The following is a 12875-nucleotide window of genomic DNA, read 5'->3' on the forward strand; positions in this document are numbered from 1 at the left end:
ATCAGGCCGCTTCCGCCATGCCGCGCAGCACGTACTGCAGGATGCCGCCATGCCGGTAGTACTCGACCTCGTCCAGCGTATCGACCCGGCAGACCACCGGCACATCCTGTCGGCTGCCGTCGGCGCGGGTGATGGCAAGCGTCAGCGTCATGCGCGGCGCAATTGCGCCGAGACCCTCGATGGTGACGGTCTCGTCGCCCACGAGCCCGAGCGTCTCGCGCGTGGTGCCTTCCTGGAACAGCAGCGGCAGCACGCCCATGCCGACCAGGTTGGAACGATGGATGCGCTCGAAGCTCTCGGCAATCACCGCGCGTATGCCGAGCAGGACGGTGCCCTTCGCGGCCCAGTCGCGCGACGAGCCCATGCCGTATTCCTTGCCGCCGAACACCACCAGCGGCACGCCTTCCGCCTTGTAGCGCTGCGCCACGTCATAGATCGCGCCCTGCTCGCCGGACGGGTAGTGCTTCGAGATGCCGCCCTCGACCCCCGGCACCATCTCGTTCTTGATGCGTATGTTGGCGAACGTGCCGCGCATCATCACCTGGTGGTTGCCGCGACGCGACCCGTACGAGTTGAAGTCCTTCTGCGACACCTGGTGCTCGCCGAGATACTGCCCCGCGGGCGAGCTCTGCTTGATCGAGCCGGCCGGCGAGATGTGGTCGGTGGTGATGTTGTCGCCGAGCAGCGCCAGCACGCGCGCGTCGATGATGTCGCCCTTCGGCGTCGGCACCATGGTGATGCCCTCGAAATAGGGCGGGTTCTGCACGTAGGTGGAGCCGCCGTCCCAGGCATAGGTCAGGGAGCCGGTCGCCACCTTGAGCGCCTGCCATTCCTTGGTGCCGCGCCCGACCTGGCCGTAGCGCTCGATGAACTGCTCGCGCGAGATCGAGGTCGCGATCAGATCGGCGATCTCCTTGTTGGTCGGCCAGATGTCGCGCAGGTATACCGGCTGGCCGGTGGACGACGTGCCGAGCGAGACCGTGGTGATGTCCTCGCGGATGTTGCCGAGCAGCGAGTACGCGACCACCAGCGGCGGGCTCGCGAGATAGTTGGCGCGCACGTTCGGGCTGATGCGGCCCTCGAAGTTGCGGTTGCCGGACAGCACCGACACCGCGACCAGCTTGTTGTTCTCGATGGCGTCCACGATGGCGTCCGGCAGCGGCCCGGAATTGCCGATGCAGGTGGTGCAGCCATAGCCCACGGTGTTGAAGCCGAGCGCGTCCAGCTCCGCCGACAGGCCGGCGCGGTCGAGATACTCGGTGACTACCTGCGAGCCGGGCGCCAGCGAGGTCTTCACCCACGGCTTCGGATGCAGCCCGAGGGCCCGCGCCTTGCGTGCCACCAGCCCGGCCGCGATCAGCACCGCCGGGTTGGAGGTGTTGGTGCAGGAGGTGATCGCGGCGATCACCACGTCGCCGTGGGTGATCTCGTAGTTGGTGCCGGCGACGGCGGCGCGCGTGGACAGATCGTTGGCCGCCACGCCGAGGCTCCTGGTCAGCTCGGCGTTGAAGGCGGTGGCGGCGTTCTTCAGCGCAACCCGGTCCTGCGGGCGCTTCGGACCGGCGAGCGACGGCTCCACCGAGCCGAGGTCGAGTTCCAGCGTGTCGGTGAATACCGGATCGGGCGTGGCGGCGGTGCGGTACATGCCCTGCGCCTCGAGATACGCGCGGGTCAGCGCGATGCGATGCTCGTCGCGGCCGGTCTGGTGCAGATACGCGATGGTGAGGTCGTCGACCGGGAAGAAGCCGCAGGTGGCACCGTATTCGGGCGCCATGTTGCCGATGGTGGCGCGGTCGGCGACCGGCAGATGGTCCAGCGCCGGGCCATAGAATTCGACGAACTTGCCGACCACGCCCTTGCGGCGGAGCATCTGCGTCACCGTCAGCACGAGGTCGGTGGCGGTGGCACCCTCCGGCATCCGGCCGGTGAGCCTGAAGCCGATCACGTCCGGGATCAGCATGGCGATCGGCTGGCCGAGCATGGCGGCCTCGGCCTCGATGCCGCCGACGCCCCAGCCGAGCACGCCCATGCCGTTCACCATCGTGGTGTGGCTGTCGGTGCCATACAGCGTGTCGGGATAGGCGAAGGTCTCCTCGCCGACGGTGCCGGTCCACACCGCCTGGGCGATGTATTCGAGGTTGACCTGGTGGCAGATGCCGGCGCCGGGGGGCACCACCGAGAAGTTCTCGAACGCCTCCTGGCCCCAGCGCAGGAAGGCATAGCGCTCGCCGTTGCGCTCGAACTCGGTCTCGACATTGCGCTGCAGGCTGTCGGCGGTGCCCGAGTAATCCACCATCACCGAGTGGTCGATGACGAGATCGACCGGCACCAGGGGATTGACCTTCTGCGGATCGCCATTGAGGCGGGTGATGCCGTCGCGCATGGCGGCGAGATCGACCACCGCCGGCACGCCGGTGAAATCCTGCATCAGGATGCGGGCCGGCTTGAACGGCACCTCCTTGCTCGAACGGCCCTCCTTGAGCCAGTCGGCGACGGCGTGCGCGTCGGCGACCGAGTAGGAGCGGCCGTCCTCGAAGCGCAGCACGTTCTCGAGCAGGACCTTGAGGCTGACCGGCAGCCGGCTGACATCGCCGAGGCTCGCCTGGGCTTCGGGAATGGAGAAATAGTGGTAGGTCTTGCCCTCCACTTCGAGCGTCTTGCGCGTGTGCAGGCTGTCGTGACCGACCGATTTCATTCTGTTCCCCTCCGAGGGCGTCCGCCGCAAGGACCTGGCCACAAAAGACTGGAGCACAGGGCCAGGTCTGGACCGGCTTGACCATAAACCTAGCGGCAGGCGAGACAAGCGCTGGCACCGGACAGCTGGCACCTTCCGGCCTGCAGGCCAGGGGCCTGGTGGTGTTCCGCGGCGAGCGGCTGGTGCTGGACGGGGTCGACCTCGATTGCGGCGGCGGCGGCGCGGTGCTGCTGACCGGCCCGAACGGCGCCGGCAAATCGACCCTGCTGCGCGCCCTCGCCGGCCTGCGCGCACCCGATGCCGGCAGCCTGCTCTGGGACGGGCGACCGGTATCGGACGATCCGCTCGCGCATGCCGGCCGCGTCGCCTATCTCGGCCACCAGGACGCGCTCAAGCCGGGCCTCACCCTGGAGGAGAACCTGCAGCTCGCGCGCGTCCTTGGCGGCGGCGACCTCGACACGGCCCTGGTGGCGGTGGACCTGGCGCCGCTGCGGCAGCTGCCCGCCCGCATGCTGTCGGCGGGACAGAAGCGCCGCGCCGCCCTCGCCCGCGTGCTGCTGCTGCGCGCGACCCTCTGGCTGCTCGACGAGCCGAGCCTCGGGCTCGATCGCCACGCGGTCGCCCTGCTGGGCGAGCTGCTGGCGGCGCATCGCGCTTCCGGCGGGCTGGTGGTGGCCACCACGCATGTCCCTTTGCCGTTGCCGGATGCCGCCATCCTGGCGCTCGAGACCGTCACCACGCAGGACGTGCTGGAACCGCTGGCTTGACCGCACCGGGGGCTCGTTTTGCCGCCCTGGTGGCGCGCGACCTGCGGCTCGCACTCCGGCACGGCGCGGACACGCTCGGCGCGGTGCTGTTCTTCCTGCTGGCCGGCAGCCTGTTCCCACTGGCGCTCGGCCCCTCGCCGGAATTGCTGCGGCGCATGGCGCCCGGCATCGTCTGGGTGTGCGCGCTGCTCGCCGCCCTGCTGCCGCTGGACCGGCTGTTCGGCGCCGAGCTGGAGGATGGGGCGCTCGACCAGCTCATGCTTTGCGGGCTGCCGGCGCCGGCGATCGCGCTGGCCAAGATGGCGGCGCACTGGGTCACCACCGGCCTGCCGCTGCTGCTGGCGGCGGCCCCGCTGGCGTTGATGCTCGGCATGCGTATTGCAGTGCTGCCGGTGCTGCTGGCCGGTCTGGGTCTCGGCACGCTGGTGCTGTCGTTGATCGGCGGCATGACGGCTGCCATCGTGCTGGGCGCGCGGCGCGGCGGCGTGCTGTTGCCTCTGCTGGTGCTGCCGCTGGCGACACCGGCGCTGATCTTCGGCGCGGCCGCGGTCGATGCCGTCCAGGCCGGGCTGGACTGGAGGCCGGACCTGCTGTTGCTGGCGGCGTTCCTGGCCGGCGGCTTGCCGCTCTGCCCGCTCGCGGCCGGGGCCGGCCTGCGGGCGGCGGTGGAGTGAGGCGTTACGTGAGGCGTGAAGTGGGGCGTCAAGTGAGGCGTTGATCAGGTGACAGCAGCACAGTGAACAAAACAGGATCATGGATGCGGTTTCATTAACCCTGCTCCTGTAACCATCATCGACGCACCCAAATGCCTCGTCAGCCGCCTCTGCCATTTGCACAACATCAGGAGCCCACGCATGCTCATCGAGACAATCCTGGACCAGAAGGGGCGCGACTGCGCGACGATCCGACCGGAGGCGCTCGTCTCCGCGGCCGTCGCCATCCTATCCGCGCGCCGGATCGGCGCGGTGGTGGTCGAGGATCTCAAGGGTGCGATCGTCGGCATCTTCTCGGAGCGCGACCTGGTCCGCCTGCTCGCCAAGCGCGGCCGCGACGCACTCGACATGAAGCTGCGCGAGGCGATGACCTCGCCGGTCATCACCTGCAAGCCCACCGACCGGCTCGACAAGGTGCTCGCGATCATGAACAACCGCCGGGTCAGGCATCTGCCGGTGGTCAGCGGCGGCAGCCTTGGCGGCATGATCAGCATACGCGACATCGCCCGCCACCAGCTCAGTGAAAAGGAGAACGAGGCAGCCGTGCTGCTGGACATCGCACGCCTGCACGGTTGAACGTGGTCCGATCCTGGCGCTCACTACCCGAGCGGCAGGTTCAATCGGCCCATCAAATTAAAGGCTAGTGGTAAAACCTGACGACTCTTCCGTCAGATTTTCACCACTAGACGCCCCCGACAGGACCCGGAGCATGGCCGGACCAGCGCCCTTAGGCCCGCAGATGACCCCGGAGCAGGCCCTCGACCTGCTCCGGGAGGGCAACCGGCGCTATCGCGTCGGCTCCCCGATCCATCCGGAGGGGGTGAGCCGGGAGCAGCGCGTGGCGCTGGCCGAGGCGCAGCAGCCATTCTGCGTGCTGGTCGGCTGCTCCGACAGCCGGGTGCCACCGGAACTGCTGTTCGGCCGCGGCCTCGGCGAGCTGTTCATCGTCCGCAATGCCGGCAACGTGGTCGATCTCGCGGCCATGGGCAGCATCGAGTACGGTGTGCTCATGCTGGGCGTGCCGCTGATCGTCGTGCTCGGGCACGAACGTTGCGGCGCGGTCAAGGCGGCGCTCGATGTCGTGCAGAACGACACGATCTATCCCGGCAGCATCGGCCAGATGATCGAGCCGATCATTCCGGCCGTCCTGCAGGCGAGCCGCCCGGGTGCCGGCGCCGGCGACGACCTGCTGGACCGCTCGGTGCGGGCCAACGTGCGGCGCATCGTCGCGCGTCTGCGCACGACCGAGCAGATCCTGATCGAGCCGCAGCGCGAGGGCCGGCTGAAGATCGTGGGCGCGCGCTACGACCTGGACGACGGCCGCGTGGAGTTCTTCGAGTAGGCGGGCTCCCCGGCGCGAGGCTCGACGGATCGCATCCCGCCTGCGACAAAAGGCGCCCCCGCATAATCCGGAGGCCCGTCCCCTGCTTCAGTCCGACCCGCACGCCGCTCCCGTGCGCGCTACCTCGTGTCCCGGCCCAGGCTCGATGCGCATCCTTGTCACCGGCGCCGCCGGCCTGATCGGTGCCGAGCTCGTCGGCCGGCTTGCCGACCGGGGGCACTCCGTCATCGGCCTGGTGCGCAAGAGCCGCACGCTCGACCGGAACGACCGCACGCCGCTCATCACCGAGCCGTGGACCGGCGTCGCCCCCGCCGGCGGCCGGATCGCAGTCTTGAGCGGCGATGTCAGCCAGGAGCGGCTCGGGCTCTGTCCCGCGCGGTATGAGGCGCTTGCCGGATGCCTGGACCTGATCATCCACTGCGCCGCCGTGGTCGGGTTCAGCCTCGATCCGGAGGCCTACCGGGCCGTCAATGTCGGCGGCGCGCGCACCGTGATCGCACTCGCCGAGCATGGCGGCGCGGCGGCCGCCGCGTCGGGCGCCCCCGCCACCCCGGTGCTGCATGTCAGCACCGCCTACGTCTGTGGCGAGCGCAGCGGCGCGATCGGCGAGGACGAGCTGGATGTCGGCCAGAGCTTTGCCAACGGCTACGAGTCCAGCAAGGCGGAGGCGGAACGGCTGATGCTCCAGGCCGGCCGCCGCGGCGTGCCGGTCGCCATTGCCCGACCGTCGATCGTGGTCGGGGCATGGCCGGACGGCGCCATCCGCAGCTTCGAGAACATCTATTCCATGATCAGGCTGTTCGCGCAGGGGCAGGTGCGCACCCTGATCGCATCGCCGGACGCTACCCTCGATCTGGTGCCGATCGACCATGTCTGCGGCGGCCTGGTCGACATCGCCGAGCGCATGCGCGACGCGGCCGGCGGCACGTTCCATCTCGTCGCGGAGCGCCCGTTGCCGGTCGCGCAATTCACCCGCCTCGCCGGCTGCTATCCGCAATACGAGGTTCCGCGCCTGGTGACGCCCGCTTCGTTCGAGCCGGGCATGATCGGCGACGCCGAGCGCTGGCTGCACGACCAGGTCACGCTCTCGTTCGGCAGCTACCTGTGCCGCGACCCGCGCTTCGGGGCGGCCAACCTTGCGGCGCTGTCCGGCCGGCGCTGCCAGCCGACGGACGCCTTGTTCCTGCGGCGGCTGGTGGACCACTGCATCCGCGCCGGCTTCCTGCGCAGCGGCGGCGCGCGCCGTTCCCGCAGCAGCGAGGCCGCCCTGGCCTGAGTCGAGACGCCCTAGATATAGTGCTCGGCTAGTGGGGCGAAGCCGTTGAAGCGGGTCGAGCAGTAGGTCGAGACGTAGGCGCCGGTCGAGAGCAGCTCGACCCGCTCGCCGCAGGCGAGGTCGAGCGGCAGCCGGTAGTCGCTGCGCTCGTACAGGATGTCGGCGCCGTCGCAGGTCGGGCCGGCGATCGCCACCGGTCCGGTGCTGCCGCCGTCATGCGGCGTGCGGAACTGGTACCGGATCGATTCGCCCTCGGTCTCGGCCAGTCCGCCGAACCGGCCGATATCGAGATAGACCCAGCGCTTGCCGCCGTTGGCGGCAGTGCTGTCGCCGCGGCGGCTGACCAGCACCACCTCCGACGACACGACGCCCGCGTCGCCGACCAGGAAGCGTCCCGGCTCGACGACCAGCTCCGGCAGCGCATTGCCGAACGCCGCCGTCAGGGCGCGCGCGATCGCGGACGTGAACTGGTCGATCTCCGGCACGTCGTCGCGATAGCGGGTCGGGAAGCCGCCGCCGAGATTGACCATACGGATGTCGAGACCGGCCTGCGCGAGGTCGGTGAACAGCATGGCGACCTTGCCGATCGCAGCCTCGTAGGCATCCGTGGTGGTCTGCTGGCTGCCGACATGGAACGACAAGCCGAACGGATCGAGGCCGAGGTCCTGCGCCCGCAGCATCAGGGCGCGGGCATGCGCGACGGTGGTGCCGAACTTGCGCGACAGCGGCCACTCGGCTCCCGCGTTCTCGACGAGGATGCGGCAATAGACCCGGCTGCCGGGCGCATGGCGAGCCAGCTTGTCGAGCTCCTCGTCGCAGTCGAAGGCGAACATCGAGACACCCGCAGCGTGCGCGCGTGCGATCGCCGATCCCTTCTTGATGGTGTTGCCAAACGAGATACGGGAAGCCGGCGCGCCAGCCTGCAGGGAGAGATCGATCTCCTCCCACGACGCGGCGTCGAACGAGGATCCGAGGGCTGCCAGGCGCTGCAGCACCGGCGGCGCCGGATTGGCCTTCACCGCGTAGTAGATGCGGGCCAGCGGGAGGGCGGCGCGCAGTTCCTGATACCGCTCCTCGATGCGATCCACGTCGACGACGAGACAGGGCGTTGCCGGAGCCTGTGCAGCAAGATAACGGGCGATTTTAGGGGTCATCGCGCCCACCTCCTCCCTTCTGCGTCATCCATCTTTTCGAGGCGATGGACGAGTTGCGAAACGGTCTAACGGACCAGCGACCAAGACTGGGTCCCCGTGAAGGGGTCCCGATTGCCAGAACGCTTGACGTCGTTGCGTAACCTCAGAGGGCCAGTGGCACGTGCGTTGCTGCGTGGGAGCCATATGGAACCAGTCGCCCGACGATGCAACCGGTAATCGCATTCGCGACTTCATGTCACACGGATGCGCCAAGCCTGATTGTCTGGGGCTTTATCAGCCAGGGACGTGAATCAGGCTCAAGATCAATGTGGTAGAGCAAATTTACCGGCTCATGTCGAGCCGGTCTTGCTTTAGGAGACCGTCTGAGAATGCGCTAGGCTGAGCGAGAGGCGCCAACGGCGCTGGCCGTCGTGGCTTTCGAGAACCGGAGCGGAGCGGCCTTCTGGCCGTGAGCATCGGAAGCACAGAAAGGCGCGTCGGATCGCCAGCGTAGTAGCATTATCAGACGGTCTCCTAGAGCAGCCAGCACGGGAGGCCGCGATGCAGACCGCCGGAAGCCTGAACCCCGACCGCAACCGGACTGCCGAGAGCCCGACCGTGGTCGAGAACCCACCGGCCGACGCGGCCGCGGAGCAGCAGATCGGCCGGCACGCCAGGGTGCCGACGCAGATCCCATGGAGCGGCTGGAAGATGGTGCTCCGGCGGACCTTCTCGGAGATGATCTCGGACCGGATCGGCCTCGCGGCGGCGGGATGCGCGTTCTATGCGACGCTCGCGCTGTTCCCCGCGATCAGCATGCTGGTCTCGATCTATGGCCTCGCCTTCGATCCGCAGACGGTGGAGCCGCAGATGCAGGTCCTGCGGCACCTGCTGCCCGGGCCGGCCTACGAACTGATCGGCGACCGCATCCACACCCTGGTCAGCAAGCCGCACAGCACGCTCACCATCAGCCTGATCATCAGCATCATGATCACTCTGTGGTCGTCATCGGCCGGCACCAAGTCGATGCTCGCGGCTCTCAACATCGCCTACGAGGAAAAGGAGGGCCGGTCGTTCGTGCGCTACCAGCTGACGGCGCTCGGCATGACGCTGGGCGCCATCATCGGCGCCGTGCTGGCCCTGGCGCTGGTGGTGTTCCTGCCGGCGGCGCTCGACTTCATCCCGGCGCATTTCGGCCTCGAGGTCATCGAGGCGCAGACCCAGTTCCTGATCCGGCTCGGCAGCCCGCTGGTCATGGTGATCTTCGTGGCCGCGGCGTTCTCGACCCTGTACCGGTTCGGGCCCTCCCGCCAGGAGGCGCGCTGGCACTGGATCACCCCGGGATCGGTGGTCGCCACGCTCCTGTGGCTGCTCGCCTCGGCTGGCTTTTCATACTATGTGGGCCACGTCGCCAGCTACGACGCGACCTACGGGCCACTCGGCGCCGTGATCGGCATCATGATGTGGTTCTTCGTGACCGCCTACGTCGTCCTGCTCGGAGCCGAGCTCAATGCCGCACTCGAGATGCAGACGGCGCAGGACAGCACCATCGGGGATGCCAAGCCGATGGGCCTGCGCGGCGCCTATGTCGCCGACCACGTCGCCGAAAAGTAGGCGCGGGCAGGCAGGCAGGCCCGGTCAGCGGCGGGAGTTGGCGATCGCCTGCTCGCTGGTATCGCCGTCCGGTGCCTGCGCCACCTCGACCGGCAGGTCGGAGGGCAGGATGCGCTTGACCGTCACCGTGTTCACGCCGTCCGCGACCATGCCGATGCGGGCAGCCGCGGCGCGCGAGAGGTCGATGATACGGCCCGGCGCCGCGTACGGACCGCGGTCGTTGACCACCACCACGACCGATCGCCCGGTATCCTCGGAGGTGACCAGCAGGCGCGTGCCCAGCGGCAGGGTGCGGTGCGCACAGGTCAGCCGGGCATCGTCGAAGCGGTCACCGCTCGATGTCCGGCGGCCCTGGAACTCGCGCCCGTACCACGTCGCGATGCCGCTCTCGGTGAAGGCGCTGCGGGCTGCTGCGGCCGCGAGACGGGCCTGCCGCGCGAGTGCGTCATGCACGGAGTTCGCCCAGCTGGTCGCGTGCGGCGATATCGGTCCCGCCAAAGCCGGCGGAGCGGGAGCCGCCGCGATGCTCGCGGCATGGCCGGCACCCGGCACGGCGAGACCCAGGGCGAGCAGCCCGACGGTGCAGCAGATGGTGGCGTGCCCGACCCGGAGGGCGCGGCTGGAACGGGTCGTTGGCATCACGGTCCGGTGATCTCCTGCAGTACCGGAGTATTAGACAGGCACTCAATCCGCAAGATCAAGCTCAAACTGCCGCAGATCAACCCAGGACGCCCGCCGGCCCAGCATCAGCGCCCCGTTCGCTGGCTTGAACAGGCCGGAATTTTGGCTGTTGCCCCTGACATGATCCGACCCAGCGGGACATTACTGGAATGCAGCCGGGATGTATTTTGTGCAGTGCGAAGATTGGGAGTTCCCCACGCGCCACACTGTTGCTGATCGGCCAGCACCGACGAGTATCCGCGCTGCACGGATCGCCGTTTCCGGCCGGCTCACCGCTTGGACAGCGGGACGCGACATGCTAACGCCCGGGTCATGGGCCCGCCTCTGATCGCCGTCCTGAACGGACCGAACCTGAACATGCTCGGCCTGCGCCAACCCGCCATCTATGGCCGGGCGACGCTGGACGACCTCGAGCAGGTCTGCATCCAGGCGGCGGAGCGGCTGGATGTGGCGATCGATTTCCGCCAGACCAATGGCGAGGGTGAACTGATCTCTTGGGTGCAGGAATGCCGGGGCCGGGCGCGGGGAATAGTGATCAATCCGGGAGGCTACAGCCACACGTCGATCGCGCTGATGGATGCGCTGATGGCGGTGGAGCTGCCGGTGATCGAGGTCCACATCTCGAACATCCATCGCCGGGAGGACTTCCGCCGGCACTCCTTCGTCTCGCAGGCAGCGCTGGGCGTGATCTGCGGGCTTGGGGTGCGTGGCTACGCGCTGGCACTGACGGCGATGGCGGACACAATACTGGACGAGGACGATCGATGAGCCGCCTGCTCCTGGATGCGGAGACCATCCGCGCCCTGGCCGACATACTGACCGAGACCGGATTGACCGAGATCGAGATCGCCGAGAAGGACAGCCGCATCCGCGTGGCGCGTGCCCCCGCCGTGGTGCAGGCGGCGGCGCCCGCGTCGTTGGCGACGACTGCCGCCGCCCCGGCCAGCGCCGATGCGTTGCAGGCGGCCGCGGCGGCGAGCGACCCGGCCCGGCATCCGGGCGCGGTGAAGAGCCCCATGGTCGGCATTGCCTACCTGTCGCCGGAGCCATCCGCACCGAGTTTCGTGGTCGAGGGCCAGCAGGTCGCCGCCGGGCAGACCCTGCTGCTGATCGAGGCGATGAAGACCTTCAACCAGATCAAGGCGCCCAGGGCCGGCACCCTGCGCCTGCTGCTGGTCGCGTCCGGCGCGCCGGTCGAGTTCGACGAAGTCCTCGCGGTGATCGACTGACCTTGGCACCCCGCCCAACCGAAGCGTCCCCCGCTGAAGCGCGCCCGACTGAAGCGCCCCCCACTCAGGCGCCGGGCATGTTCGAGAAGATCCTGATCGCCAATCGCGGCGAGATCGCGTTGCGCATCCTGCGCGCCTGTCGCGAGCTCGGCATCCGCACGGTCGCGGTGCACTCCACCGCCGATGCGGATTCGATGCATGTGCGCCTGGCCGACGAGAGCGTGTGCATCGGGCCGCCGGCGTCGCGCGACAGCTATCTGAACGTGGCGGCCATCCTGACGGCGGCCACCATCACCGGCGCGGACGCGATCCATCCCGGCTACGGCTTCCTGTCCGAGAATGCCGACTTCGCGGAAACGGTGGAGGCGCACGGCCTCACCTTCATCGGCCCGTCTCCGGCCCATATCCGCATGATGGGCGACAAGATCACCGCCAAGGCCGCGATGCGCTCGCTCGGCGTGCCGCTGGTGCCCGGCTCCGACGGCGCTCTGCCGGACCTCGAGACCGCACGCGCGGTGGCCGCCGAGGTCGGCTACCCGGTGCTGATCAAGGCCGCGGCCGGCGGCGGCGGCCGCGGCATGAAAGTCGCAGAGAGCGAGGCCGAGCTCGAGGAGGCCTGGCGCGTCGCGCGTACCGAAGCCCGCGCCGCGTTCGGCAATGACGAGGTCTATCTGGAGAAGTACCTCGACAGGCCGCGCCATATCGAGCTGCAGATCCTGGCCGACATGCACGGCGCCGTCGTGCATCTCGGCGAACGCGACTGCTCGCTGCAGCGGCGGCACCAGAAGCTGCTGGAGGAGGCAGGGTCGCCGGCGCTCACGCCCGCCGCCCGCGACGCCATCGGCGAGACCGCGACCGCGGCGCTGAGGACGCTCGGCTACCGCAACGCCGGCACCCTGGAGTTCCTCTACCAGGACGGCCAGTTCGCCTTCATCGAGATGAACACCCGGCTGCAGGTCGAGCACCCGGTGACCGAGATGGTCTGCGACATCGACCTGGTGCGCGAGCAGATACGCATCGCGGCCGGCGCGCCGCTCGGCTTCAAGCAGGCCGACATCCGATTCAGCGGGCATGCCATCGAGTGCCGGATCAACGCCGAGGACCCGGAGAGCTTCATGCCGACGCCCGGTCGGGTCGAGATGTTCCATCCGCCGGGCGGCCTCGGCGTGCGCATCGACAGCGCGCTCTACGCCGGATACGTGGTGCCGCCGTACTATGACAGCATGGTGGCGAAGCTGATCGTGCACGCCCCGACCAGGGCGCAGGCGATCAGCCGGATGGAGCGCGCGCTGGACGAGTTCGTGATCACCGGGATCCGGACGGTGATCCCGCTGCACAAGCGCATCCTGGCCGATCCGGGCTTCCGGTCCGGCGAATACACCATCCACTGGCTCGAGAGGTTCGTCGCAGGGCACGCCTCCTGAG

General features: G+C 68.8%; 12 protein-coding genes. 9 read left to right on the forward strand and 3 right to left on the reverse strand.

Translation table 11 applies throughout. The features are described 5' to 3' along the window. Position 1: 1 nt before the first annotated feature. A complete protein-coding gene (gene acnA / locus ACQY4O_RS13770; RefSeq protein ID WP_428376928.1) occupies positions 2-2695 on the reverse strand; it encodes an aconitate hydratase AcnA in 2694 nt (897 codons plus the stop codon). 125 nt (positions 2696-2820) lie between these two features. On the opposite strand from acnA, the gene ccmA reads away from it, so the two are divergent. The 5 genes from ccmA to ACQY4O_RS13795 all read left to right on the forward strand — a co-directional run bounded on the left by ccmA (position 2821) and on the right by ACQY4O_RS13795 (position 6793). Next, on the forward strand, positions 2821-3462 hold the full coding sequence (ccmA, locus tag ACQY4O_RS13775; protein WP_428378198.1) for a heme ABC exporter ATP-binding protein CcmA: 642 nt from the start codon (positions 2821-2823) through the stop codon (positions 3460-3462). Then, positions 3459-4136, forward strand: coding sequence for a heme exporter protein CcmB (gene ccmB / locus ACQY4O_RS13780; protein ID WP_428376929.1), 678 nt, complete (start codon positions 3459-3461; stop codon positions 4134-4136). The genes ccmA and ccmB overlap by 4 nt, the downstream gene beginning before the upstream one ends. Positions 4137-4316: 180 nt before the next feature. Continuing rightward, positions 4317-4751 carry a CBS domain-containing protein gene (locus ACQY4O_RS13785; protein WP_428376930.1) on the forward strand — a complete coding sequence of 145 codons (435 nt, stop codon included), beginning with the start codon at positions 4317-4319 and terminating at the stop codon, positions 4749-4751. Positions 4752-4884: 133 nt separating this feature from the next. Next, positions 4885-5517 carry a carbonic anhydrase gene (locus tag ACQY4O_RS13790; protein WP_428376931.1) on the forward strand — a complete coding sequence of 211 codons (633 nt, stop codon included), beginning with the start codon at positions 4885-4887 and terminating at the stop codon, positions 5515-5517. Between the two features lie 145 nt (positions 5518-5662). Then, on the forward strand, positions 5663-6793 hold the full coding sequence (locus tag ACQY4O_RS13795) for an SDR family oxidoreductase (RefSeq protein ID WP_428376932.1): 1131 nt from the start codon (positions 5663-5665) through the stop codon (positions 6791-6793). 11 nt (positions 6794-6804) lie between these two features. On the opposite strand, the gene ACQY4O_RS13800 is transcribed toward ACQY4O_RS13795, so the two are convergent. Beyond that, positions 6805-7947 (reverse strand): type III PLP-dependent enzyme, encoded by a 1143-nt coding sequence (locus tag ACQY4O_RS13800; RefSeq protein ID WP_428376933.1) that lies wholly within the window; start codon positions 7945-7947, stop codon positions 6805-6807. A gap of 540 nt (positions 7948-8487) precedes the next feature. Between ACQY4O_RS13800 and ACQY4O_RS13805 the strand changes: the two genes are divergently transcribed. Next, positions 8488-9540 (forward strand): YihY/virulence factor BrkB family protein, encoded by a 1053-nt coding sequence (locus ACQY4O_RS13805; RefSeq protein WP_428376934.1) that lies wholly within the window; start codon positions 8488-8490, stop codon positions 9538-9540. A 24-nt stretch (positions 9541-9564) separates the two neighbouring features. Here ACQY4O_RS13805 and ACQY4O_RS13810 read toward each other — a convergent pair whose 3' ends face one another. Then, positions 9565-10179 carry a septal ring lytic transglycosylase RlpA family protein gene (locus ACQY4O_RS13810; RefSeq protein ID WP_428378199.1) on the reverse strand — a complete coding sequence of 205 codons (615 nt, stop codon included), beginning with the start codon at positions 10177-10179 and terminating at the stop codon, positions 9565-9567. A 354-nt stretch (positions 10180-10533) separates the two neighbouring features. Here ACQY4O_RS13810 and aroQ point away from each other — a divergent pair, with 354 nt between their 5' ends. From aroQ to accC, 3 genes are all read left to right on the forward strand, one after another. Then, on the forward strand, positions 10534-10989 hold the full coding sequence (gene aroQ, locus ACQY4O_RS13815; RefSeq protein WP_428376935.1) for a type II 3-dehydroquinate dehydratase: 456 nt from the start codon (positions 10534-10536) through the stop codon (positions 10987-10989). Next, the gene (locus ACQY4O_RS13820; RefSeq protein WP_428376936.1) at positions 10986-11450 is read left to right on the forward strand and encodes an acetyl-CoA carboxylase biotin carboxyl carrier protein; all 465 of its coding nucleotides are present in this window, start codon (positions 10986-10988) and stop codon (positions 11448-11450) included. The genes aroQ and ACQY4O_RS13820 overlap by 4 nt, the downstream gene beginning before the upstream one ends. Positions 11451-11527: 77 nt before the next feature. Then, positions 11528-12874, forward strand: a complete 1347-nt coding sequence (gene accC, locus ACQY4O_RS13825; RefSeq protein ID WP_428376937.1) for an acetyl-CoA carboxylase biotin carboxylase subunit — start codon at positions 11528-11530, stop codon at positions 12872-12874. The last annotated feature ends 1 nt before the right edge of the window (position 12875 follow it).

The sequence above is a fragment of the Lichenicoccus sp. genome (genome assembly GCF_965277665.1).
Lineage (GTDB): Bacteria > Pseudomonadota > Alphaproteobacteria > Acetobacterales > Acetobacteraceae > Lichenicoccus.